Source organism: Vibrio litoralis DSM 17657, from assembly GCF_000426765.1.
Lineage (GTDB): Bacteria > Pseudomonadota > Gammaproteobacteria > Enterobacterales > Vibrionaceae > Vibrio > Vibrio litoralis.
On record NZ_KE384566.1, the window covers coordinates 384,303 to 409,856 of the forward strand.

The window sequence follows — 25,554 nt, forward strand, 5'->3', positions numbered from 1 at the left end:
TGTAATTGGTAACCGACAGTATTTAGAGAGCAGTCAGACTATGATGGATCGACTACGCGAAGGCGTAAATGGTATAGCAGTTAAAATTATACTTGTTTTAATTATCCTTTCTTTTGTATTTGCTGGTGTGGGCAGCTACTTAGTAGGCGGTGGTAGCACTACTGCTGCAAAAGTTGGTAACACTACTATCGACCGTGGCGCATTTGAGCAAGCGTATCAAAATGAACGCAACCGCATGCAGTCACAAATGGGTGAGTATTTCTCGACTCTGATGGCTGATCAGCAATACGTACAAACTTTCCGTAAAAGCGTGCTTGATCGCATGATCAACGATGTACTGCTTGAGCAATATGCACAGTCTTTAGGTTTACGTGTTAGCGATGACCAAGTTAGCCAATTGATTTTGACCATGCCACAATTTCAAACTAATGGTCAGTTTGACCAAGAGATCTATGCGGCTACATTACGTCGCGCCGGTTTTAGTGCTGATAGCTTTGCGGAGTATTTACGTAAGGACCTACTGAAAAACCAAGTGATATCAGCGGTTCAAAATAGTGAATTCACACTGGACAATGAAGTTGAGCAGCAATCACAACTACTTACTCAAACGCGTGATATTCAAACTATCACTCTTAACGTAGGTGAATTTGCGAACAAAGCTCAAGTGACTGATGAAGAGCTGCAATCGTACTATAAAACGCATTCAGAGAACTTCGAGCGCCCTGAGCAGATGAAAGTGGCTTATGTTGAGCTTTCTGCAGAGCAGTTGAAAAAATCAATCCAAGTGACGGATGAAGATGCTCAAGCTTACTATCAAGAGCACCTAGATAAATACTCAACCAAAGAGCAGCGTAAAGTACGTCATATTTTAATTAAAGATGACCAAGGAAAAGCTGATGAAATCTTAGCGAAATTAAAAGCGGGTGAAGACTTTGCAACCGTCGCGCAAGAAAACTCTGAAGATGTTGGTAGCGCTAAACAAGGTGGCGATTTAGGTTGGATCGAAAAGGGTGTCATGGATCCTGCATTTGAAGACGCCGCGTTTGCCTTAGCTGCGAAAGGTGATATTTCTGAAGTTGTGAAATCAGATTTTGGTTACCACATCATTCAACTAGAAGATGAAAATGCACCAGAAGCTAAACCGTATTCAGAAGTCGTTGCTGATATTAAAGCAGAGTTACTTGATGAAAAAGCGGTTGACCAATTTTACAAACTTCAAACTGAGCTAGAATCGGTTGCTTTTGAATCTCCAGATTCATTAGACGAGTCAGCGAAGGTGATTGGTCAGAAGATCCAGACGACAGATTTTATTTCTCAAGCCGATGCACCTGAAGTATTAAAAGTACCTGCCGTTGCTCAAGCATTAGAAAGTGCTGATGTTAAGCAAGAAGGCATGAACTCTGAAGTGTTAGAGATTGCTCCTGAGCATGTCATTGTGGTGCGTGTTAATGAAGTTCGCGATGAAACATTATTGCCTCTTGAAGAAGTAAAAGACCAAGTGAACGCGCACTTGCTTGCAACCAAAGGCGAGCAGAATGCCCTTGATTTAGCTTCTAAAGTGGTGACATCACTACAAAAAGGCGATGACAGCGTGTTAGCTGACAATCAACTAAGTTTTGCTGATGAGCAGAATGTTGACCGTCGTTCACCATTGGCACAAAACGTATTTGCTCTGCCGCACCCTGAAGATGGCTCAGCGACATACGGCCAAACTAAAGATGAGCAAGGTAATATCGTTATTGTTAAGCTGAATAAAGTAACAACAGGCAGCGATGCTCAGTTTGAGCAACAAATTGGTTCTCAGTTACTACGTATGAATAACCAACAAGATTTAGAAGTGATTTTAAATTCATTGCGTCAATCAACATCAGTGGAATACCACGGTCTTGAGCAACAATAATCGATATTGATTAGTATCGAGTAATACATACAAAGGCTGCCTTAGGGTGGCCTTTTTACTTTTTGGGGTGTCATAGATAACTAACTCATTGACGTTTATGGCTCACTGAAATATGTAATTAATATGTTTGTGAGTAGTCTGCAATTTGGTGATGGCTCCCATGTCCATTTTTAAGACAAATCGACATAGTAATTTCATTTAGTCTTTTCCTTTTAGCGCTCGAAAAGGAGAGAAAAAATGATGTTATTACGTTTATGTCTAGTCATGTTGCTGTCGATTGGTAGTGTGTCCAATATGGCTTTTGCCAATACCGAAGCATCGCATGATGGCATTGAGATCACGGTCAATATCAATACCGCTAGTGCCGAAGAAATTGCCACTATGTTGAATGGTATTGGTGACAAAAAGGCACAAGATATTGTGGAATATCGTGAAGCCAATGGTAGTTTCAAATCGCTTGATGAGTTAACACAAGTAAAAGGAATCGGTGAGACCACAGTAGAAAAGAACAAACAGCGCATTTTGCTTTAGTCTTCTTACCGCTGAAGTAAAACTGAACTGTCGTCTGATTAGATTGATATCATTTGAACAGTTAAATATTTTAATCTTAAATTAAGAGCCTTTCACTGCGGTGTGAGGCTCTTTTATTTATTAGTCTCTAGTTGTTTAGGTTTTATGCTAACGGCAAGCACAACGCCGGATATTGCGCCAAATAGGTGAGCATCAATAGCAACTTTAGCGTCAATTAATGCTTCACTGCCCGTCGCTGAGCCGAACCATTGTTCCCAGAGGATTTTTGCAGTTAAACCGATTAACAGTAGCGCGTTGCTTTTTCGGCCCAATCGATATTCGACAAGTGCATAAAATGCAAATAAGCCGTGCAACACACCAGATAAACCAACGTATATTTGCATTGAGGTAAACAGAAGTAGACTACCTACGCTAAGACACAAGCCGATGAATACCAGTAAAAATTGTCGCGCTTCGATGTGAGCACGAAAAATAAAGCTGATAATCCATAAGCCCAATAGGTTCATCGAGAGGTGATAGAGATTGGTATGGGTTAAGTTTCCTGTTACGATCCGCCACCATTGACCCGTCATAATGGCGTTATGATCCCATTGCATCCACCCTTGCAAACTCGGTAGTTGGGATAGACCCATTAGTACGCTAATGCTGAAAAGTAAAAGGATCGCTCTCATTCCCATGTCTCGATATTGTTTACAATGTGGAAAGGCTAATAATGCCTGTATTTGTGATTGGATTAAACCAATAGATTGCTCGATACGAGTGGTGATCTTGCAGCATCCTAGCGAATCTAAAAGGCCAATGGGCACGGCAAAAATACTGCAATTAAGTTTGAGTCAATGTGATATCTGGGTTGGTGAAGACTTTTCGCAACACCCAGAGTTAAACGTCTTACTACAAGATGAGCAAACTGAGTCGCTAATTCTATACCCAAGCGACAATAGTCAATCATTGGAAAGCGTTGCTTTGAGATGTGATGAACTCTCTGCCGAGAATAAACGCTTATGCTTGATTTTACTGGATGGTACCTGGAAGAAAGCCTATAAAATGTGGCAGCTTTCGAGCAACTTACATTCACTGCCGTGTGTGTCGCTACCGAGTCACTTGCAAGGTAATTACCGCATCAGAAAGGCACCTACAGAGCAGCACCTCTCTACCGTTGAGGCTGGCTTTCATGCATTATCAGCTATCAAGCCGCAAGTTGATTTCTCACCATTAGTTACCGCATTTACCAATATGGTCGATTTTCAGATCTCCCAAATGCCAGAAGGGGTCTTTGAGCGTAATTACAACACTTAAACCATAACCCTAAGTTTAATAAGAATAATCTTAAAACGACACATGAGCCGAGAATAACTGCTGATGAACTTTTTGTGCATAGCCATCGGTCATTGCTGAAATATAGTCGGCTAAAATTCGGGTTCCACCTTGATGATCTTGTTCCGCTTCTTGCCATTTTTGTTTGGTCGCTTCCGGCAATAAGCGCATAGGATCGGCATTGAGCGCTTCAAATATATCCATGATGATTTGCTGCCCTTTATATTCAAATTGCTGAACTTCCGGCACATGAATCACATATTGATTTACAAAGCTTTTAAACACTTCTAATGCATAAGCCATCGGAGCGTCTAAATAAGCATTAATATTCAGTAATGGCTCATCAAAAGCGGTCTCTGAGTAAACTGGCTTTAGGGCGATACTTGTAAGTAGCGCATTTACAATGCCACCAATCGCATCCTTACGCTCATGATGTTTGCCTGAGAACAGTTTATCACTGAGGGTGTTGATGTTTTTCTCAAACCACTGATCACCGCACTCTGCAAGCTTGCTCGCCGCACCTTCTTGCCATTGTTTACGGTTAACCATGTTTAAAACAATCGCATCTTCTAAGTCATGAACGCCATACGCAATGTCGTCGGCTAATTCCATAATAGAGCAGTCTAATGATTTAAAACGCGTTTTGTAATGGCTATAGGGACTAGGTTCAGGTTGGCTACGTTTGGTGCTCAATAACACTTTGTCATGCTCAGATAATGGGGCCAGCACCCAATCTAAAAATGGACTATCAATATCGTAGATGCCTTTTGCCGGTAACCAGTCTTGCGCTTTAAGTTGCCTTGGAGTTGCCACATCTTTTGGTCGGTGATTGCTTTGTACTTGGCTTATCAGCGCGGGGTACTTCAATAAACCGAGCAGCGTTCGCCGAGCTAAATTCATACCGTGATGTTCAGTATAGGGCTCTAATTGAGTCATGATACGAAAGGTTTGCGCATTGCCTTCAAAGCCGCCGTGATTACGTAACATATAATTGAGCGCCACTTCGCCACCATGACCAAAAGGAGGATGGCCGATATCATGCGCCAAACATAAGGTTTCAATTAAGCTGGCCGGAGGCAGTAAGTCATTATATTCAGGCTGTTTTTGTTTAACCTGCTCGAGAATACCACTGCCAATTTGTGATACTTCAAGTGAGTGGGTTAAGCGAGTGCGGTAAAAATCATTTAAGCCAGTTCCATGAACTTGAGTTTTGGCTTGCAGGCGGCGAAATGCTGCAGAGTGCAATACTCGTGCACGATCTCGTTGGTAAACATCACGGTGATCATTACGTCTTAGCTTTTGCTCATTATTGATGCGAGCTTGCCATTCCTTTTGACTAATGGCAGAAATCATATTAATGGTTTTTTTTGACTTATCTTCCATGATCTTAACCTTACTTAACTGATTTCATCGAGCGTAAGCTGAAAGCTCGGTGCAAACACATCTAAGAAATAACGCATCTCAGGAGTCTCACGCTCTTTCAATGTGGTTTCTAAACGACTTTTTGCTTGCTCAAATTCATGGTTGCCTGCCGATAGTTCTTCTAAACATTTTAAATAAGCACATAAACTATCAGCTTGTTTTACCATAGCTTTATCGTCCGCATCAATTTCTTCGCTCATCAGGAAGGGTGCAAAATCTTGTTGAAATTCTTCCGGTAGCATAGAGACCAATTTTTTCTCTGCAGCGAGCTCAATTTTTTTGTATTCGTTAGCAATCGCTGGGTTGTAGTATTTAACTGGAGTCGGCAGATCGCCAGTGAGCACTTCACTGGTATCGTGATACATACCGAGTAATGCAATTCGCTCAGGGTTTACGTTACCGCCAAACTTTTTATTTTTAATGATCGCCAAGGCATGGCCAACGAATGCCACTTGAAGGCTATGCTCTGAAATATTTTCTGCTGAAATAGAACGCATTAAAGGCCAACGTTGGATCAGTTTCATGCGGGCAAGGTGAGCGAAAAAATGACTAGGTTGAGGTGCGGTCATGAGATACCTCCGAGAATAATGGGTTAATTAAGTTTGAATGCAAAACAGGCTTCCCATGGTGAGAAGCCTGCGTGTTAATTATTGAGAGTAGGTAGTTAAGAAACGTTCAAGTCGACCAATTGCCATTTCAAGATCTTCTACATGAGGCAAAGTAACAATTCGGAAGTGATCCGGTTGTTTCCAGTTAAATCCAGTGCCTTGTACTAACAACACTTTTTCTTGGACTAAAAAGTCGAGTACAAATTTCGCATCATCTTTAATGTTGAATTTCTTTACATCAATTTTCGGGAAAAGGTACATGGCGCCTTTAGGTTTCACACAAGTGATCCCCGGGATTTGCGTGAGTAATTCATAAGCGCGGTTACGCTGCTCTAATAAGCGGCCACCTGGCAAAATAAGCTCATTGATACTTTGGTAGCCACCAAGTGCCGTTTGGATAGCATGTTGCATTGGTACATTGGCACACAAACGCATAGATGCCAGCATATCTAAGCCATCGATATAACCTTTGGCAAGATGTTTCGGACCGGTTAAGAACATCCAACCGCCACGAAAACCACACACACGGTAGGCTTTCGATAAACCATTAAAGGTGGCCATTAATACATCGTCGGCAAGCGTGGCAATCGAAGTGTGGATTGCGCCATCGTAGAGCACTTTGTCGTAAATCTCATCGGCAAAAATGATCAGGTTATGCTGACGGGCAATTTCAACCACTTCCAACAAGAAATCTCGGCTATACACCGCACCGGTTGGGTTGTTTGGGTTAATCAGCACAATACCGCGCGTTTGCGGGGTGATTTTGCTTTTGATGTCATCAAGATCAGGGTACCAATCTGATGATTCATCACAAATATAGTGAACAGGGTTACCGCCGGCCAGGGATGCCGCCGCAGTCCAAAGTGGGTAGTCCGGCGCTGGGATTAAAATTTCATCGCCATTATTAAGCAAAGCCTGCATCGACATCACGATAAGCTCAGATGCACCGTTACCGATATAAACATCTTCAACTTCTAGCTCACGTAAGCCTAGTTTTTGATAGTGCTGCACGACCGCTTTACGAGCAGAATAAATCCCTTTCGAATCACAATAGCCTTGTGACGTCGGTAGGTTACGAATTACATCAACAAGGATCTCATCAGGGGCGTCAAAACCAAATGGGGCAGGGTTACCAATATTCAGTTTTAAAATCTTTTGCCCTTCCTCTTCCATGCGTTTGGCATGTTTTAGGATTGGCCCTCGAATGTCGTAACAGACATTATCGAGTTTTGATGACATCTCGATGTTGTTCATAGCCTTATACCCGTTTATTAATATGTTAGTGACCCATCAAGTTACACTATTTTTTCAGGGCAAACCATATCCAGAGCGACTGTAAACAGTATATTTGTGCGAGTTTGATGGTTATTGAATAAAAAGTATCTGTTTCCTTTCTAAGAATGACCAACTTTCACAATTATCACGATGAGATATGCCGAGTTTTCTTCAATGGTGACATGCCGTCGATTATTTAACGATAAACCTAGAGAGAAAGTCGCTTACTGCTTGATTTGCATCAATTGAAGCCATAGAGTATGCGGCAAAATATAAGATAATAATCAGTCATAAAGCTATACTTAAGCGTTAAGGCTGTAGAAATCAAAATGAGAGGTCGACTTGTCTGAATTACCCCAAGTGATTGAGCTAATAATTGAACGAATTAGACGTGGGCAAGTTTCGAGTGAAAACCGTATCTCTGAAGTAGTTAACCTACCCGAAGATTTTAGTGCTATCGACTGGCTAGAAGGGCAATCTCTGTATCCTCGCTTTTATTGGCAGTCTCGTGATGAGCGTGAAGAAGTTATTGCTTTAGAACAAGTGAATAGTTTTACCAACCCACTAGATGCTTACTCCATTCTTGCTGAGCAGCAAAGAGTGTGGGGTGGTAAAGCCTTCGATAGCGAGCATTCCAACACGCCTGAGCTTACCAGCTACTTTTTCTTACCTAGAATCGAATTCATTCGTCAAGATGAACAATGGACACTCAATGCCAACATTGGTCCAGAGGTTGAATTGACGATTGATGCTTTGCTGCAATTAAAAGCAGACTACCAACCGATAGAAGTTCTTGTGCCTCAATCAAGCCAAGTTTACTTTTCACCGCAATTTGATGAGTGGAAACACATTTTAAGTAAGGCATTAACCGCGATTGAAAATCGAGAATTCGAAAAAGTGGTGTTAGCTAGAAAAACCTTGGTTGAATTACCTAAACCAATTAGCGCCGCTCAATTACTAAAGTCGAGTCGTGAGCAGAATCATAATAGTTTTCATTTTTTAGTCTCACTAGAGCCTAATCGCAGTTTTGTGGGTTCGACGCCGGAACGTTTGTATCGCCGCTCGGGAGATCAGGTAGAGACCGAGGCTTTAGCGGGCACGATTGGTCGTAATGATGATCCTGTTGAAGATAAAAAGTTGTCTGATTGGTTGATGAACGATGATAAAAATCAGCGTGAAAACCAAATAGTCGTTAATGATATTATTGAACGTTTAGGTCCCTATACCGAAAATATTGCGGTGCATCCTGAAGTGCAATTAATTCAACTGCGTAGGGTTCAGCATTTGAAACGTCATATTAATGGGCGCTTATCTGCAGAAGTAAAAGGGGTGCAGTTGTTATCCGCTTTACAACCGACTGCTGCTATTGCTGGCTTGCCACGTGAAGCATCCCTCAATTTTATTCGTATGAATGAGCCTTTTACTCGTGGTTGGTATAGCGGTTCGTTAGGTTATTTTGGTCATCACCAAGCAGAGTTTTGTGTTTCTATTCGTAGTGCTTCATTAGTCGATAACACAGTCAAACTTTATGCGGGTGCGGGCATTGTTCCAGGATCGGAAGCGGAATTTGAATGGCAAGAATTGAACCGCAAAACCGCCACATTATTAAACTTGATTACCGACTATCCGATTGAAAATGAACGTGGTGAAAGTGTATGAGCCAAGCTGGATTAAATCGAATTTGGGCGCAGGCTATTTTAGAAACCCTAGCTCAATCTGGTGTGAAACATATATGCATCGCGCCGGGCTCTCGTTCAACCCCTTTAAGCCTTGAAGCATTAGAACTTGCACAACGCTCAAAACTCACTGTACATACCCATTTTGATGAGCGTGGTTTAGGTTTCTTAGCACTAGGGATTGCCAAGGCGACTCAAGATCCAGTGGCGGTGATAGTGACATCAGGCACGGCGGTGGCGAACTTATTGCCAAGCGTAGCGGAGTCTGGTTTAACCGGCGAAAAACTTATTCTGTTAACTTCTGATCGTCCGCAGAGTTTAATCGGTGTCGGTGCAAACCAAGCAATTGTGCAAAAAGGGATCTTTTCTTCGCATGTGAGAAAAAGCGTTGAACTTACTAGTCCGAGCAGAGATCCAAATCAGCCTACGCCACAGCAATTGCTTCAAGCGCTGAGCGATATTAATCATGCTTTAGCTTATCAACATACTGTATCTGGCTCGTTGCATATTAACTGCCCATATCCAGAGCCTTTGTATATTCAAAGCGAGCAAGAAAAACAGCAATACCAGCCAGATTTAGTACAAGCGATGGCCGCGCAGAGCCATTATTTAGAGCTGGCTAAATTGTATCCAAGTTACAGTGTCCCTGAATTGACCAACGGTACTCAACAAGCGATCATCAATCAGCTTCCTCACTTCAAAGGGATTATCTTGATTGGTAAAATGCCGTTGGATGAAGCGCAAAAAGTCTCACAGTGGGCGAAAACATTAGGTTGGCCTGTTTTTGCTGATCCTCAATCTGGTGTCAGCAGCGAATGGGCGCATTATGATTTATGGCTGCAACAACCGGTTTATTTTGAACAACTCTTGCAAGCCGATTGTATTTTGCAGTTTGGCGCGCGTTTTGTGTCTAAGCGTATTGGGCAATTTATAAAACAAGCCGTCACAGATCATCAATGTCATTACTGGGTCTTTGAACCAAACATTAGCGTGTTTAACCCAGACCGACTACCACAACAAAGAACCGTGGCGGCGATAGGTGATTGTGTGGCGATGCTTGACAATGCTTTGTCCGCTTCGGTTAACCAAATAATGGGGCTTAACCCTATGTCGGGGTGGGCAGATAAGCTACAACAGGCCAAAGTGCTGGTTGAGCAAGCCGCAGCTGATATTCAACAAAGTCACCCGTTAACCGAATGCCAATTGGCGCTGAATTTAGCTCAATTGACTTCACTGCTACCTAGTGCCGAACTCTTTATTGGTAACAGTTTAATTGTGCGTTTAGCGGATATGCTATCGACTATTGAATCTACTCAGGTTTATAGCAATCGAGGCGCATCAGGTATTGATGGTTTGGTGGCAACGGCGACTGGTGTTCAGCGTGCGAAAAATATCCCACTATTCACTCTGCTAGGCGATACGTCATTACTCTACGATTTAAATTCATTAGCATTATTGACCGCGGTATCTCAACCTCATGTGGTACTTGTAACTAATAATGATGGCGGGGCGATTTTTGATCTCTTGCCAGTACCTACTGTGCAGAAACAATATTTATACCAAATGCCTCATGGCTATCAATTTGCACATGCAGCACATCAGTTTAAACTTAATTATACTGCGCCTGATTCATGGTCGGCTTTACTTGAGACCGTGCAGCAATACCGCGCTAAGTTTGAACAAGGTGAGACTCGCTCAGCATTATTAGTTGAAGTGGTAACGCGGCCCGAACAAGCTTCACAGCAGATAAAATCTATCGTATCGAAAATGACCGAATTATTTAACACTATCGAACAGGCGGGAAAATCTCATGCTTTATAGTCATATCATCGACAATCAAGAAGGGAGTGGAATTGAAAAACAGCAAGCGATCCCTGTTTTTTTGCATGGCTTTTTAGGGTCTAGCCGAGATTGGGATGGTTGTTTATCTCACTTGAATGTTTCTCATGCGATTCGTGTCGATTTGCCATGCCATGGTTTGAGTAAATATTGTGAAGTGGAAGATTTTCAACAAGCTTGTCACCAAGTCCAACTAACGGTCCTTGCCAAGCTGAAAAAAGAAAATATGGATGCGTCAACGCCACTGGTTTTGGTCGGCTATTCATTAGGTGCACGTATTGCAATGTACGGCTTAGCAGAAAAGTGCTTTGAAGGGCTCAATATTCAAGGTGCAATTCTTGAAGGCGGTAATTTTGGTCTGCAGACTGAAGAAGAGAAAGTACTACGCTGGGAAAATGATAAGCATTGGTCAAAACGTTTTGCAACAGAAGCGATTGATTATGTGCTGTTTGATTGGTATCACCAGGGCGTGTTTGCGTCTTTGAATCCTGATCAACGAGAAGAATTAGTTGAATTGCGTAGTGATAATCTAGGCTCTCAATTAGGTTGCATGTTGCGTGCTACGTCATTATCAAAACAGCCTTATCTTTTAGATACCTTAAAGCAACTCACCATCCCGCTGCTGTATATTTGCGGTGAGCAAGACCAAAAATTTAAAACACTGGCAGAGCAAAGTGGCTTGCAATTTAAAGCGGTCCCACAAGCAGGTCATAATGTTCATCATGAAAAACCAGCTGAATTTGCGGCATTAATATCAGATTTTATTAACCAACTAAAGTAACTCTCTATGTCTATTGCTAAACCTCAAACTCGTACAGCGAAACTGTATCGCTATAATTTACCAATGGACAGTGGCGTGATCGTACGTGATCAACGCTTATTACAAAGAGAAGGTTACATTGTCGAGCTTACCCAAGGCGACAAAATGACCTATGGTGAATGTGCGCCGCTGCCGGGTTTTAGCCTAGAAAGCTTACAACAAGTTGAGTCTGAGCTAATTGAAGCACTGCAAGCTTGGCAGCACAGCGGTGAATGGCGTGATTGGGATACCATGAGCCCAAGCGTTGCTTTTGCGCTATCGATGGCACAATGCGAGCTTGACGGTTTACTTCCTCAGCAGGGAGAATACCGCGCCGCACCTTTATGTATTGGCGATCCTGACGAATTAATCCCAGTGTTTGAAAGCATGGCGAAAGATGGCCGTCAAAAAGTCGCTAAAGTAAAAGTGGGTTTATATGAGCCAATTCGCGACGGTATGTTAGTCAATTTGTTTTTAGAATCGATCCCTGACTTACAACTACGTCTTGATGCAAATCGTAGTTGGACTTTAGATAAAGCCCTTAAGTTTGCACAATACGTGTCCCCTGAATATCGTGAACGTATTACTTTCCTCGAAGAACCGTGTAAAACCCCTGAATTAAGTCGAGACTTTGCCCAGCAAACCGATATCAACATTGCGTGGGATGAAACGCTGCAACAAGTGGATTTCAATGATTTCGAGTTACCTTCTTTGCTCGGCAATCATGTTGAAGCGATTGTAATTAAACCTACCTTGATTGGCTCTGTAGAACGTTGCTTGTCTTTGATTGATTTTGCGCAGCAGAATGGATTACAAGCGGTGATCAGTTCGAGTATCGAATCGACGATTGGCTTAACTCAATTGGCAAGATTGTCGGCTTGGAAAACGCCACAGCAGACACCAGGCTTAGACACCTTGCAGCTTTTTCAAACCCAACTAGAAATCACTTGGCCAAATAGCAAACTGCCGGTTTCAGCGTTAACTGAACAGACCCTAATTAAGCAGTTTGTTGACTAGACAAATAGCCAAAGTAATTGGAGTTGCAATGAGGCGACAAGTGAATGAGGCCCCATGAGTTTAGCTTGCCTAAATGATTGGGGTGAATGAACGCCGACAACAAAGTTGCAGTTTCAAGTACGACGGATATAACCGAAAGGCAGTAATGTGGATTTAATACAGCAATGGTGTGTAGAACATGCCGAAAAGACGGCGTTAATTACCCCTACGAATTCTTATTCTTGGCAGCAGCTAGATGAAGAAATCTCGCAGTTGAGTTTGCAGTTAAAAGCTCAAGGGGTGAGTAATGGTCATATCATTGCTGTGATCAGTAAAAATGAACCCGAGGCGGTTTTTTTGTACTTGGCTGCGTTAAGGATTGGCGCTTTATGTGCTTTAATGCCACCTCAGCCGATGGTGGCGATAAAACAAAAGCTCAATATCATTCAAGCCAAATTTGTCTGGGTGTCTAAAGCTATTGATTCACTTGATGAGAATGAACTTAGCCTTCCTAGTCTATCGTTTACTTTAGGTAAATCGTCGTCATTAATTCACGTTTCCATAGACACCGCTTCAATAGATACTGCTCAACCTTATCACTTTAACTCGCAACAATTTGCCAGCATCGTTTTTACTTCGGGCTCCACAGGTACGCCAAAGGCAGTGGTACATGCGGTAAAACATCATATCGCTAGCGCACAAGGCCTTACCCAACAGTTTTTGTTTGAAGCGCATGATTCTTGGTTGCTGAGCTTACCTATCTACCATGTATCAGGGTTGTCGATTATTTGGCGTTGGCTGGCTAAAGGAGCCAAGTTAGTCATTGGCAGCGGTGATTTACAATCGGATATTCAGAAGGTGACTCATGCTTCACTCGTTCCCATTCAATTACAGCGTTTGCTCGATTCAGGCCAACCTATTTCACTAAAACGAGTTTTACTCGGCGGCTCTCATATTCCACTATCGCTTACCGAAAGAGCAAGTAAGCAGGGGATAGAATGTTGGCTAGGTTATGGCATGACTGAAACCGCTTCTACCGTGATTGCTAAACAAGTGGATGCGAATCCAACCGCTGGCGCGTTATTACCTTTCCGAAAAATTAAACTACAAGATGGACGGATTTATGTGGCAGGGGAAACCTTAGCCGCAGGCTATTTATTCCAAGGGCAGCTTACGCCACTCGTGACTGATGAGCAGCCTTGGTTTGATACCAAAGATCTTGGGCAATGCTATCGACAAGCAGGCAAGCCAGATGAATACATTATTTTAGGGCGTGCCGATAACCAGTTTATTTCTGGCGGTGAGAATATTCATTGCGAAGAAATCGAGGCGGTATTAATTCGACATCCCGATATAAAACAAGCTTTGATCATTCCTGTTGAAGATAAGCAATATGGCCACAGACCCGTGGCGTTTATTGATACGGAAACGTTGCAAGATCCTAAGGTTTATCAAGCGTACTTGTTACCTCATTTAGATAAATTTAAGTGCCCAGATGCGTATTATTTATTGCCAGTACACTTAATGAATTCTGGTATTAAAATTTCACGTCAAGAGCTGAAAAAGTACTATCAACAAGTTATCGCGTCATAAGTGTCTAGGGTAGTGAACGTGGCTATAGCGACAGTAGCTATAGTGAGAATAGTTATTTAATAGCACTAAACAGAATTTATTGATTGAGTGAAAACCCTGCATACTTATTTCATCGTTAACGTATTTAAGGATGAATATGATGAAGTTACTTGTCGTTGCAGCAGTGGTTGCTTTAGTTGGTGTGTCGATTATTTCGAGTGGCTTGGTGTCGGCTTTGGCAGAGTTAGGCGCTTTTGCCGTGGTGATCGCTTGGGTTATAAAAAGTAAGCAAGCGGTAAAAAGAAAAGAGGCCCATATCGAGCCTCATGTATAATCAACAATGTATTCCAGCCTATTGAATATGACTCATGATGTAAGTCAGTGAGCTTATCGAGATAATCGCCCACAATGCCACGCCAAAGATCATGGGTTTAGGTCCAGTTTCTTTAAGCTTTCCAACTGAGATACCACAACCAATTAAGAATAAGCACAGCACCAGAGTTTGCTTGGCTATACTGTAGATACCGTGATAAACGGTTAAGAATTGTGGTACTTGGTCACAAAATACTATCGCTGCGCAATAAAAAATAATAAAGAAAGGAATAGTGATTTTTTTGCTTTCGCTTTTAAACATCATGGCGCTAAGGAAAGCGACCGGCACAATCCATAATGCGCGTGCCAATTTCAAAGTGGTGGCAATTTGCAATGACTGCTCACCATAAGCTTGCGCGGCACCAACTACAGATGATGTGTCATGAATCGCAATAGCAGCCCAAGTGCCAAATTGTACTTGGCTCATACCTAAAGCATGGCCGACCACAGGAAATAAGAATAGCGCTACAGAGTTAAGAACAAACACCACCGCTAATGCTATACCGATCGGCTGATCTTTTGCATTAATTGCTGGAGCCACTGCTGCAATTGCACTGCCCCCACAAATAGCCGTTCCTGAAGCAATTAAATGCCCAGTTTCTCTATCCAGTTTCATTTTTTTCGCTAGTAGTGTACCGATAAATAAAGTACAGAAAATACTGGTGACAATAATGCCAAAGCCTTGTTCTGTGGCATGAATCGCTTGGTCAATATTGATCCCAAAACCTAAACCGACAATGGAATAAGCTAATAGCTTTTTAGTGATTTTGGTGACAGGAATAGTGTGAGGAACAAAACCAAAGCTTGTTAATAAGAAGCCAAGAGTCAGTGCAATCGGAGAGCTTATCCAAGGTGTAAAACAAGCCAAAGCAGCAAGGGCGAACAAACCGTAATTGCGAATATAAGAGCGCATATCAAACCTAAAGCGTGTAAAAATAAGGCCAAGGATACCTGAAAGTAGTAGTTAATTAAGTCTTAATCTTTTAAACGCATTGTTTAGTATTTATTAACGATTTCGAGTTAGGTTATATATCAATTAGTTTGCTTAGAGATTAGGCAGATTTTTAAAATACTTGGTCAAATAGCCAATCATAGCTAAGTTTAGTAGCCCTAGTAATATAAAGAAATGAGGGATAGTCATGCTAATAATGCTCAAACAGACAATTCCCATAATGGCGCTGCCAACCATAAATAGCGCATTGAAAATATTATTAGCTGCAATCATTTGAGCGCGCGTCTGCTCATTGGCTAAGGTTTGCACCAAGGTATACAAAGGAACAATAAATAAGCCGCCACAAATCCCAAGTGCTAATAAAGCAATAAAAACAGGGTATAAATGGCTAGAAGTAAAAAGCGTTGTGATGGTAATTAACGTTTCAGCATGTTTAGGTGTTGCCAGTCCGAGTAGTAGGCTGCACGCGGTAATGCCAAAGCCGCCAAACAGCATTAAATTCAAATTGATTTTTTGATGGGATAGTTTGGCACACAGCAATGATCCCACCGCAATACCGACCGAAAATAATGCCAATAAAAAAGACACACTGGTGGAGTCGCCATTTAAATAGTGCTTAGTGAAATTTGGAAATTGGGTTAGATAACTCGCGCCTAGAAACCAAAACCAACTGATCGCGATAATGGCGGCATAAATGGTTTTATGCTCCTTTACCAGTACAAATGTCTGCTTAGTATGCTGTACGGGCTTCCACTCAAACCTGGCCGCTGCAATTTTAGCTTCAGCTTTGGGAATAAATAAGCTAGAGAGTAGACCAAATAGGGCAAACGAGACTACCGCTATTGCCGTAACCGAGTAAGCTGAAGGCGCTGCCACAATAAAACCAGCACCTATTGTGCCGAATAAAATCGCCAGAAAGGTGCCAGTTTCGACCCAAGCATTGCCTTTGAGGAGTTCTTGCGGCTTTAAGTGTTGAGGTAAGAGGGCGTATTTCACCGGACCAAAAAACGCCGATTGTGCCCCCATAAGAAACAATAAAAACAGTAATGCAATGTAACTTTGAGTAAGAAAGCTAATCGCGCCAAGCAGCATAATCACCACTTCAGCCAGTTTAACCATACGAATTAATGTCGACTTTTCACACTGATCGGTTAACACTCCGGCACTTGCCGAAAAAAGGAAGAACGGTAAGATAAACAGACCCGCAGCGAGGTTAATAAATAAGGTGCTCGACATAGGTAGATCATCGACACTGGCAAAGGCAACAAAAAGCAGTAGAGCATTTTTATAAATATTATCGTTAAAAGCACCTAAAAACTGAGTGACAAAATAAGGAAAGAAACGCCTTGAAAGAAAGATCGGTACTGGTTGATTATTCATTGTTATCCTTGAAACAGTGCGTAAAGCTCGAGGGCCTGTGACCTTTGGTGATGAGTTTACCTTGTTAGTAGCTTCAATATGCTTTATTCGAGTTATCGTTACAACTAGATTATAACTTCTAGTTATCCGAAATTGAGGTGACTTATTGCATAGCTTCTAACCAGTTGCAATATTCTGAAACATAGCAGTAGTGTACACCCTGCGTATTACCGCTATGATGAATTCAGTTTTACTTATTAATATAAAAGGGATCGTATGAATCGACTTTTTGTCATGGTGGCCTTGATCATGGTATCAATGGTTACTGCTCCAATCGCTGAAGCAAAACGCTTTGGTGGTGGTAAGTCTTTCGGTAAAAGTTTTAAAACTGCACCAGCACCAAAACAGAACGTGCAAAACACTAACACGTTAAATAAAAAGCCGGATGCAACCAATACTCGTCGTGGTGGCATGATGGGCGGTATGCTTGGTGGTTTATTGGCTGGTGGTTTACTTGCCTCTTTATTTATGGGCGGCGGTTTTGAAGGTATCCAATTCTTCGATATCTTAATTCTTGGCCTGATCGCTTTTGTCGCATTCAAATTTTTACGCGGCATGATGGGGGCAAAACAAGGCTCGATGAATCGAGGGCCTCAAGCTGCTTATTCTGGTGCGATGAATCGTCAGCAATTCGAGCAACCTAATGTACAAAATTTTGAACAACCTCAATCTTCAGGTGGTTTTGGGGCAACAGGGCAGTCTGATGTTCCTCATAACTTCCCTCCAGGTTTCGATCGTGTAGCATTTGTGGAAGGTTCTCGTGAGCATTACCGCACACTGCAAGGTGCTTGGAACTTTAATCAATTAGATAAGATTGAAGAGTATGTTACTCCAAGTTTGTTCGAAGAGCTAAAGGCGGAGCGAGCACAACTTCAAGGAGATCAACATACTGACGTCATGTACGTTGATGCAGAGATTGTTCGTGGTGAGTACGATGCTTCAAAAGCACAACTAAGTATTCAATTCACTGGTCGTTACCGTGATGCAGTAGAAGGCATTGAAGAAGACATCGATGAAGTTTGGCACTTAGAGCGTGACTTAATCGCTAACAATGCACCTTGGTTGATTGTCGGGATTCAAACCAACTCGTAATCTAACCCAGCAAAGTAATATGAGAGAGCCGATGAAGAAATTCGTTGGCTCTTTTTGTTTAAACTCTACGGTGAGATTTGAACGGTAAATTGGGTATTCCACATGTCAGATATGGATTGTATGGCTTGAATGACCGCATGATGATCCACGCTTAAAAAAGATAAATAAAATGTCTCTGCTTTTTGGGTGCATTGGGTTAATCCCTTAAGCTCGTCTATCCGTTGAAAGAAAACTTCTTCATCAGTAAGACACCTAAAAATTGGTTTATCCAGCCTAATGAGAATCTCCATCATTTCGTCTCCAACAATAAATTCATAATCCTCGTGTGAGTTTAGCTTAGGTTAATTTCATTTAGATTGGATAAAAAAATCCCCGCTGATTTCCATCAACGGGGATTGTTCGTTTTGGTTCACAGCGTAGCTTATTGAGCTTGTGCTGCTTGATCCGCTTGAATTGCTGTTAGTGCAATTGTGTAAACGATATCGTCTACTAGAGCACCACGAGACAAGTCATTAACAGGCTTACGCATGCCTTGAAGCATTGGACCGATAGATACTAGGTCAGCAGAACGCTGTACCGCTTTGTAAGTTGTGTTACCCGTGTTTAGGTCTGGGAATACAAATACGGTTGCTTTACCTGCTACAGGAGAGTTAGGGGCTTTAGAAGCAGCAACGTTTTCCATGATAGCAGCATCGTACTGTAGAGGACCGTCGATAACGAGATCAGGACGTTTCTCTTGAGCGATCTTAGTCGCTTCACGTACTTTATCTACGTCTGCACCTTTACCAGATGTACCGGTAGAGTAAGAGATCATCGCAACGCGTGGGTCAATACCAAATGCTTTAGCTGAGTCAGCTGACTGAATTGCGATTTCTGCTAGTTGCTCTGCATTTGGATCTGGGTTGATCGCACAGTCACCGTAAACCAATACTTGGTCAGGCAATAGCATGAAGAATACTGATGATACTATTGACGCACCCGGTGCAGTTTTGATGATTTGGAACGGAGGAACGATAGTATTAGCCGTAGTGTGAACCGCGCCCGATACTAGACCGTCAACTTCTCCAGCTTCTAACATCATAGTGCCTAGGAATACTGAATCTTCCAGTTTCTCACGAGCCACAACTTCAGTCATGCCTTTCGCACCACGTAGTTCGACTAGACGCGCTACGTAGTTTTCACGAACTTCATCAGAGTTGATGATGGTTACACCAGCGCCAAGTTCAACACCTTGTTGGGCTGCAACGCGTTTGATCTCATCAGGATTACCTAGAAGTACACATTCTGCAATGCCGCGCTCAGCACAGATTGCTGCCGCTTTAACAGTACGTGGTTCATCACCTTCAGGAAGTACGATACGTTTGCCAGCACGACGAGCAAATTCAGTTAACTGGTAACGGAATGCTGGTGGGCTTAAGCGACGAATACCTTGAGTACCTTCAGATAGAGAGTCAATCCAAGGACCATCAATGTGGCTTGCCACGTGGTCATTGATGAATTCGATACGCTCTTTATCATCAGCCGGAACTTCTAGGCTAAAGCTTTGTAGGTTTAATGACGTTTGCCATGTGTTACCTTGCGCTTTGAAGATTGGTAGACCAGCGTCAAATGCAGGCTTACATAAATCAGCAATAGAAGCAGGGATGTCGTAACCACCAGTTAGCAAGATCGCACCGATTTCTACGCCATTCATTGAAGCTAGGGCAGCCGCAACGATAACATCTGGACGGTCAGCTGAAGTGACAAGTAATGAACCTGGCTTAAAGTGCTCAATCATATTTGGTAGAGAGCGTGCACAGAAAGTGATGCTCTTAATGCGACGAGAGTTAATTTCACCTGCATTAATGATGTCGGCATTTAAGTGTTTCGCCATATCGATAGCACGAGTGGCAATTAACTCAATTTTCCAAGGCACACAACCTAGCACGCGAATTGGGCTAGAATTGAAAATTTGCATGACTTCGATATTAGCTTGAGCTGTGTTATCGGCTTCGTCAAAAATCTCAGAAAGATCTGGACGAGTACGACCCGCTTCATCAACTGGTGCATTTAGCTTATTGATGATAACGCCTGAAATAGATTTGTTTTTAGTGCCGCCGAAGTTTGAACAAGCAACATCAATACGCTCTTTTAATTGCGCAGGGTTGTTGGTACCAGGAGTGGCTACAAAGACAATTTCAGCACCAAGTGTTTTGGCAATTTCTGCGTTTACTTGGTTAGCAAAAGGGTGTTTACGAGTTGGAACTAGACCTTCGATAAGAACCACTTCAGAGCTGTTGCTGATAGCGTTATAACGCTCAACGATTTGCTCAAGAAGTACATCCATTTTTTCATTACTGATCATGGATTCAGCTTCTGACATCATTGTTGGCTCAGCAATTTTGATATCACTGCTTGCTGAGATAATTGATGATGTTAGATCTGGGGTATCATCGCCACTACGAGGTTGAGCGATAGGTTTGAAAAACGAAACATTTACACCCTTACGCTCCATAGCACGTAAGACGCCTAAGCTAACGCTAGTAAGACCAACACCAGAGCTAATAGGAACAAGCATAATAGTACGAGACATAGAATTATTTCCTCTAACTATTGAAATTGACTGAATAAAAAGTACACAGCCATAAAAGAAAACAGGCTAACGCGAGGTTAGCCTGTGAAGTATTAAAGACCCGCTAGACGCGCTGTATCTTCAGCGATAACCAATTCTTCATTGGTTGAGATAACCATTGCTGGTACACGGCTGTTGTCTGAAGTGATTACACCTTCGCCACCGAAGCGAGCAGCAAGGTTTTTCTCGCTATCTACTTCAACACCTAGAAGTGCAAGACGCTCAAGAACAAGTTGACGGATAGGGCCAGAGTTTTCACCGATACCACCAGTAAAGACGATTGCATCTAAACGGCCATCAAGTGTTGCTGTGTAGCCGGCAATGTATTTAGCAAGACGGTGGCAGAACACGTTCATTGCACGAGCCGCTTCTGGTTTGTCTTGGTAGTTGTCTTCAACAAAGCGACAATCAGAAGTCACTTGAGTTAGACCTTGTAGGCCAGACTCTTTGGTTAGAATAGTATTGATTTGTTTAACAGAGTAACCAAGTGCATCGTGCATGTGGAAGATGATTGCAGGATCGATATCACCACAACGTGTACCCATTACTAGGCCTTCTAATGGTGTTAGACCCATTGAAGTATCAACTGATTGACCATTTTTAACCGCACAAACTGATGCGCCGTTACCTAGGTGACAGTTAATGATATTTACTTCATTTGCTGGTTTACCTAATAGGTTCGCTACTTCACGAGTAATGAATAAGTGAGAAGTACCGTGCATGCCGTAACGACGGATGCCGTTTTCTTTGTATAGGTTGTAAGGAAGCGCGTATAGGTATGCTTCTTCTGGCATTGTTTGGTGGAACGCAGTATCAAATACAGCTACGTTTTTCAAACCAGGGAACGCGATTTTAGCCGCTTCGATACCAGCAATTGCTGCAGGATTATGAAGAGGTGCAAGAGTGATGCAGTCCTCAATACCTTTCATTACTGAATCATCGATTAATACAGAAGATGTGAATTGCTCGCCGCCGTGTACAACACGGTGACCGATAGCGCCAAGGCCTTCACCTAGTTCTGGTTTAGAAGCAAGAATAGTATCAACGATGAATTTTAACGCTTCAGCGTGTGCTGCGCCGTTACCAAGTTGAGCTTCATGCTTTCCATCTAGTTTCCATTTAATACGTGCTTCTGGAAGACCTAAACATTCCGAAAGGCCGGTTAGAAGCTCATCGCCAGATTCCGCATCAACGATTGCAAATTTTAGTGAAGAACTTCCGCAGTTTAAAACTAGGACTAGCTTTGACATGAGTGAATACCTGTATTCGTACAAAAAATGACTGTAATGAAATAAAACAATTTCAAGAATAGACGACAATCGAGGATCAACGTATTATTCTTTAAACATGCCCTTACTTTTGATGCTTAATTGCATGAGAGGCAAAGGCGATAAAATTGATTTAATGCGACACGATTCTCGGTTTTCTTTGTAATAAAGCAACTGAGATTATAAAAGTGCGCAAAGGATAACTATTATATCCTAAGATAACAAAAAATTTTTAATGAATATTAACTTTAGTCAATTTTATTGCAGTTTTTGTTGATTTTTTGTTGTTTTATTTTAGTGGGTGGAGGAATTATGAGTCAAACAGGGTTTATTCACCGTTTTAAAGATGGCCAACAGTACATGGATCTTTGGCCGGTTCGTAAAGAACTTGCTCCTATGTTTCCTGAGCAACGTATAATAAAAGCCACTAAGTTTGGTATTAAAGTCATGCCTGCCGTCGCGGCAATGAGTGTGTTGCTGCAAATGAGCTTGCAAAATTATAATGCAATGCCGCAAGCCATAGTGATCGCTTTGTTTGCGATTAGCTTACCTTTGCAAGGAATTTGGTGGCTTGGTACTCGCTCTAATACTGTATTACCACCTAGCCTTGCTAACTGGTATAGAGAGCTATATCAAAAAGTAGCGGAGTCTGGCGCAGCACAAGAACCAATAAAATCTAATCCTCGCTATAAAGAGTTAGCATCTATGCTTAAAAGAGCGTTTCGTCAACTTGATGAAAGCGCTTTAGAGCGTTGGTTCTAAACCTCAATCCTTGCTGCTGTTCAACAAAAACAAAGCCCTAATAATTAGTTATTAGGGCTTTGTTGCTATTTTGTTATCTGTTACTTCCTTTTATTTATATTAACTGGTAAGAATATATCTATCCCCTTCGTACTTGAAGGTGCAGCTTTGTTGACGGCGTTCATTCACCACAATCACATAGACGAGCTATGCTCATGAGGCCTCATTCACTTGTCGCCTCACTGCACCACCAATTACTTTGGGTATATGGCAGGGAGGATCTGTCTAGATATTAATAATAAAGTTACCCAGATAACTAGGGTATAAACACAACATTTTATTGCTGAATCAAGGAGTCAAGATGAAAGCAAAACAACTTTTCGCAAGTGCAATTTTTGCAGGTGCGGCGTTATTTACCACCACAGGTGCTATGGCTGAAACTTACAAGGTATCAGTATCACAAATCGTTGAACATCCCGCGCTTGATGCATCTCGTAATGGATTAATTGATGGCTTAAAAGCTAAGGGATACGAGCAAGGTAAAAATCTAGAGTTTGAATATCGTACTGCTCAAGGTAATCCGGCTATTGCCTCTCAGATTGCTCGCCAATTTGTCGGTGAAGGCGCTGATGTGCTCGTCGGCATTGCTACGCCGTCTGCTCAAGCATTAGCAGCAACCACCAAGAATATTCCTATCGTATTTACGGCAGTGACCGACCCTGTAGAGGCTAAGTTGGTTAAAAGCCTTGATAACCCTTCTGGTAATGTAACCGGTCTTTCCGATCTATCTCCAGTAGGCCAGCATATTGATCTAATGAAAGAGTTGCTTCCTAACCTGAAAACGATTGGTGTGGTATATAACCCTGGTGAAGCCAATGCAGTTGCTTTGATTAATTTGCTTAAAGCTGAAGCAAAAACTCGTCATGTTAAAATTGTTGAAAGTACTGCATTGAAGAGTGCGGATGTTCAATCGGCGACTCAAGCTATCGTGGCAAAATCAGATGTGATTTACGCAATGATCGATAACACAGTCGCGAGTGCGATTGATGGTATGGTTGCTGCTGCGAATCAAGCGAAGAAACCCGTTTTTGCTGCTTCAACCACTTATATTGAAAGTGGCGCAGTGATTGGTCTAGGTGCAGATTACTATCAAGTTGGTGTGCAAACGGCTGATTATGTTGCAGCAATTCTTGAAGGTAAGAAGCCTACGGATCTACCCGTTACGGTTGCTAAAGCTTCTGATTTAATTATCAATCAACAATCAGCCGATAAACTAGGGGTTGAGATTCCTCAATCAATCCTAGATCGCGCTGAAGTGTATAAAAAGTAAGGTTGTTGACCGGGCGGCTAAGTTCAGTTTAGCTGCCTTTTAATATTGGATTGTATTCTCCAAATTGAATTGGGGATTTTATTACCAGCCGTTAAATGGCGGTAATAGTAAGCAGCGAGGGAGTTTTATGTCTGCTTTTGCTTTTTATGGCGCTTTAGAACTAGGCCTAGTCTATGGTTTAGTTGCACTAGGTGTTTACCTTACTTTTCGTGTTTTAGACTTTCCTGATCTAACGGTGGACGGCAGCTTCCCAATGGGAGCGGCGGTTGCAGCTGCAGCCTTGGTGTCTGGTGTTAACCCGTGGTTCGCGACAGGAATGGCATTTGTTGTGGGTGGGATGAGCGGTCTAGTAACGGCATTTCTTGCTGTACGTTGTGGGATCTTGCACTTACTTGCCTCTATTTTGACCATGTTAGCGGCTTTCTCGATTAACATTCGTATCATGGGCAGGCCCAATTTATCCCTATTAGGTGAAGAAACGATATTTACACCATTAGATGCTTTTACGGGCACTTTGTTTGTGCGTCCTTTAGCGGTAGCAATTATCGTTATTATTTCTGCATTAATTATTATTCGTTTGCTTAATAGTGATTTTGGCCTTGCTCTAAGAGCGACTGGTGTCAATGCGCGAATGGTTGCGGCACAAGGTGCAAGTACGGGGTTTTACACATACTTTGGCTTAGCACTTTCAAATGGATTAGTTGGTTTTGCTGGCGCAGTGTTGGCTCAAACCAACGGCTTTGCGGATGTGACTTCTGGGGTTGGGACGATTGTAGTCGGCTTGGCTGCTGTTATTCTCGGTCAGACATTGATCCCTAGCCGTAAGATTTGGGTTGCGGTGGTTGCTGTAATCGTTGGCTCTGTTTTATATCGTATTGCTATTCAGTTTGCGCTTAATACTGGCATGTTTGGTATGCAAGCATCGGACTTAAATTTAGTGACGGCTATTTTGGTGGCGGCAGCTCTGGTTGCACCAAAAATTAAAAGCAATATGAAAGCCAAGCGCGCAGCTAAGGGGGCTTTATGATTGAACTCAAAAATATTGAGGTGACATTTAACCCTGGTACGGTTCTTGAGAATAAAGCGCTGAGAAAAGTATCGCTGAATGTTCCTCAACATCAATTTTTAACAGTGATCGGTTCCAATGGTGCGGGTAAATCGACTTTACTAGGTGCGGTGACCGGTGAAACGCCAATGATTGGTGGTAATGTCATTATTGATAGTGTCGATGTGACGAAGCGTTCGGTTGATCAAAGAGCCAACATGTGTGCGCGAGTCTTTCAAGATCCATTAGCGGGTACGTGCGGCGATCTAACTATCGAAGAAAATATGGCAATTGCCTATATGCGCGGTAAACGTCGAGGTTGGACAATGGCGCTCACCAACAAACGCCGCAAGTTATTTCAAGAGCGAATCAGTATCCTAGGTTTGGGACTTGAAGATCGCTTAGGTGACAATATTGGTTTGCTTTCCGGAGGTCAACGTCAAGCAGTCAGTCTTATTATGGCAACACTTTCAGATAGTAAATTATTACTTCTTGATGAGCATACCGCAGCGTTAGATCCACGAATGGCAGCGTTTGTTATTGATTTAACCAAAACCGTGATTAAAGAGTTTGATCTTACTGCGATGATGGTGACCCACTCGATGAAAGATGCGCTAGATTGTGGTGATAGAACCATCATGCTTCATCAAGGTGAAATCGTACTCGATGTCGAAAGTGACAAACGACAAGGCATGCAAGTCTCAGATTTACTCGAGATGTTCAGCAAGGTGAGGGGGGAAGAACTCTCTGACGATAGCTTGTTACTGGGCTAAACTTAGATCTGCAATTTAA

General features: G+C 42.3%; 21 protein-coding genes and 1 pseudogene. 14 read left to right on the top strand and 8 right to left on the bottom strand.

Annotated elements, in window-relative coordinates; all coding sequences use genetic code 11:
• Positions 1–40 precede the first annotated feature (40 nt).
• Positions 41–1,900, top strand: a complete 1,860-nt coding sequence (gene ppiD / locus K358_RS0112080; protein ID WP_027697066.1) for a peptidylprolyl isomerase — start codon at positions 41–43, stop codon at positions 1,898–1,900.
• Positions 1,901–2,137: 237 nt separating this feature from the next.
• Complete coding sequence (locus K358_RS0112085; RefSeq protein ID WP_027697067.1) at positions 2,138–2,431, top strand: ComEA family DNA-binding protein; 294 nt, start codon at positions 2,138–2,140, stop codon at positions 2,429–2,431.
• Between the two features lie 113 nt (positions 2,432–2,544).
• Here the strand turns inward: K358_RS0112085 and rrtA are convergent, their stop codons facing one another.
• Positions 2,545–3,102 carry a rhombosortase gene (gene rrtA, locus K358_RS18455; protein WP_038150144.1) on the bottom strand — a complete coding sequence of 186 codons (558 nt, stop codon included), beginning with the start codon at positions 3,100–3,102 and terminating at the stop codon, positions 2,545–2,547.
• Between the two features lie 4 nt (positions 3,103–3,106).
• Between rrtA and K358_RS0112095 the strand changes: the two genes are divergently transcribed.
• Complete coding sequence (locus K358_RS0112095; protein ID WP_027697068.1) at positions 3,107–3,727, top strand: tRNA-uridine aminocarboxypropyltransferase; 621 nt, start codon at positions 3,107–3,109, stop codon at positions 3,725–3,727.
• Between the two features lie 30 nt (positions 3,728–3,757).
• Here K358_RS0112095 and K358_RS0112100 read toward each other — a convergent pair whose 3' ends face one another.
• From K358_RS0112100 to K358_RS0112110, 3 genes are all read right to left on the bottom strand, one after another.
• Positions 3,758–5,128 carry an anti-phage deoxyguanosine triphosphatase gene (locus K358_RS0112100; RefSeq protein WP_051241298.1) on the bottom strand — a complete coding sequence of 457 codons (1,371 nt, stop codon included), beginning with the start codon at positions 5,126–5,128 and terminating at the stop codon, positions 3,758–3,760.
• A gap of 14 nt (positions 5,129–5,142) precedes the next feature.
• The gene (gene yfbR / locus K358_RS0112105; RefSeq protein WP_027697070.1) at positions 5,143–5,736 is read right to left on the bottom strand and encodes a 5'-deoxynucleotidase; all 594 of its coding nucleotides are present in this window, start codon (positions 5,734–5,736) and stop codon (positions 5,143–5,145) included.
• A gap of 78 nt (positions 5,737–5,814) precedes the next feature.
• Positions 5,815–7,029, bottom strand: a complete 1,215-nt coding sequence (locus K358_RS0112110; RefSeq protein ID WP_027697071.1) for a pyridoxal phosphate-dependent aminotransferase — start codon at positions 7,027–7,029, stop codon at positions 5,815–5,817.
• A 363-nt stretch (positions 7,030–7,392) separates the two neighbouring features.
• Between K358_RS0112110 and K358_RS0112115 the strand changes: the two genes are divergently transcribed.
• The 6 genes from K358_RS0112115 (at position 7,393) to K358_RS19270 (ending at position 14,266) form a co-directional block, all read left to right on the top strand.
• Positions 7,393–8,709 (top strand): isochorismate synthase, encoded by a 1,317-nt coding sequence (locus K358_RS0112115; RefSeq protein ID WP_027697072.1) that lies wholly within the window; start codon positions 7,393–7,395, stop codon positions 8,707–8,709.
• Complete coding sequence (gene menD, locus K358_RS18460) at positions 8,706–10,547, top strand: 2-succinyl-5-enolpyruvyl-6-hydroxy-3-cyclohexene-1-carboxylic-acid synthase (RefSeq protein ID WP_051241299.1); 1,842 nt, start codon at positions 8,706–8,708, stop codon at positions 10,545–10,547. The genes K358_RS0112115 and menD overlap by 4 nt, the downstream gene beginning before the upstream one ends.
• On the top strand, positions 10,537–11,346 hold the full coding sequence (menH, locus tag K358_RS0112125) for a 2-succinyl-6-hydroxy-2,4-cyclohexadiene-1-carboxylate synthase (RefSeq protein ID WP_038150145.1): 810 nt from the start codon (positions 10,537–10,539) through the stop codon (positions 11,344–11,346). Before menD ends, menH begins: the two co-directional genes overlap by 11 nt.
• 6 nt (positions 11,347–11,352) lie before the next feature.
• On the top strand, positions 11,353–12,381 hold the full coding sequence (gene menC, locus K358_RS0112130) for an o-succinylbenzoate synthase (protein ID WP_027697074.1): 1,029 nt from the start codon (positions 11,353–11,355) through the stop codon (positions 12,379–12,381).
• Between the two features lie 147 nt (positions 12,382–12,528).
• Positions 12,529–13,953, top strand: coding sequence for an o-succinylbenzoate--CoA ligase (gene menE / locus K358_RS0112135; protein ID WP_027697075.1), 1,425 nt, complete (start codon positions 12,529–12,531; stop codon positions 13,951–13,953).
• A gap of 136 nt (positions 13,954–14,089) precedes the next feature.
• Positions 14,090–14,266, top strand: a complete 177-nt coding sequence (locus K358_RS19270) for a hypothetical protein (protein WP_156888726.1) — start codon at positions 14,090–14,092, stop codon at positions 14,264–14,266.
• A gap of 18 nt (positions 14,267–14,284) precedes the next feature.
• On the opposite strand, the gene K358_RS0112145 is transcribed toward K358_RS19270, so the two are convergent.
• Positions 14,285–15,217: a YeiH family protein gene (locus K358_RS0112145; RefSeq protein WP_027697076.1), complete on the bottom strand. Its 933-nt coding sequence runs from the start codon at positions 15,215–15,217 to the stop codon at positions 14,285–14,287.
• Between the two features lie 165 nt (positions 15,218–15,382).
• Positions 15,383–16,636 (bottom strand): annotated as a pseudogene (locus K358_RS18465) (MFS transporter); the annotation flags it as partial.
• Between the two features lie 255 nt (positions 16,637–16,891).
• On the opposite strand from K358_RS18465, the gene K358_RS0112155 reads away from it, so the two are divergent.
• Positions 16,892–17,767 (top strand): Tim44 domain-containing protein, encoded by an 876-nt coding sequence (locus K358_RS0112155; protein WP_027697077.1) that lies wholly within the window; start codon positions 16,892–16,894, stop codon positions 17,765–17,767.
• 421 nt (positions 17,768–18,188) lie between these two features.
• On the opposite strand, the gene pta is transcribed toward K358_RS0112155, so the two are convergent.
• Positions 18,189–20,339: a phosphate acetyltransferase gene (gene pta / locus K358_RS0112165; protein WP_027697079.1), complete on the bottom strand. Its 2,151-nt coding sequence runs from the start codon at positions 20,337–20,339 to the stop codon at positions 18,189–18,191.
• A 92-nt stretch (positions 20,340–20,431) separates the two neighbouring features.
• A complete protein-coding gene (locus tag K358_RS0112170) occupies positions 20,432–21,628 on the bottom strand; it encodes an acetate kinase (RefSeq protein ID WP_027697080.1) in 1,197 nt (398 codons plus the stop codon).
• Positions 21,629–21,958: 330 nt separating this feature from the next.
• Between K358_RS0112170 and yfbV the strand changes: the two genes are divergently transcribed.
• From yfbV to K358_RS0112190, 4 genes are all read left to right on the top strand, one after another.
• Positions 21,959–22,408 carry a terminus macrodomain insulation protein YfbV gene (yfbV, locus tag K358_RS0112175; RefSeq protein WP_038150147.1) on the top strand — a complete coding sequence of 150 codons (450 nt, stop codon included), beginning with the start codon at positions 21,959–21,961 and terminating at the stop codon, positions 22,406–22,408.
• Between the two features lie 340 nt (positions 22,409–22,748).
• Positions 22,749–23,717 (top strand): ABC transporter substrate-binding protein, encoded by a 969-nt coding sequence (locus tag K358_RS0112180; RefSeq protein WP_027697082.1) that lies wholly within the window; start codon positions 22,749–22,751, stop codon positions 23,715–23,717.
• 127 nt (positions 23,718–23,844) lie between these two features.
• The gene (locus tag K358_RS0112185) at positions 23,845–24,744 is read left to right on the top strand and encodes an ABC transporter permease (protein WP_027697083.1); all 900 of its coding nucleotides are present in this window, start codon (positions 23,845–23,847) and stop codon (positions 24,742–24,744) included.
• Positions 24,741–25,535 (top strand): ABC transporter ATP-binding protein, encoded by a 795-nt coding sequence (locus K358_RS0112190; protein ID WP_027697084.1) that lies wholly within the window; start codon positions 24,741–24,743, stop codon positions 25,533–25,535. Before K358_RS0112185 ends, K358_RS0112190 begins: the two co-directional genes overlap by 4 nt.
• The last annotated feature ends 19 nt before the right edge of the window (positions 25,536–25,554 follow it).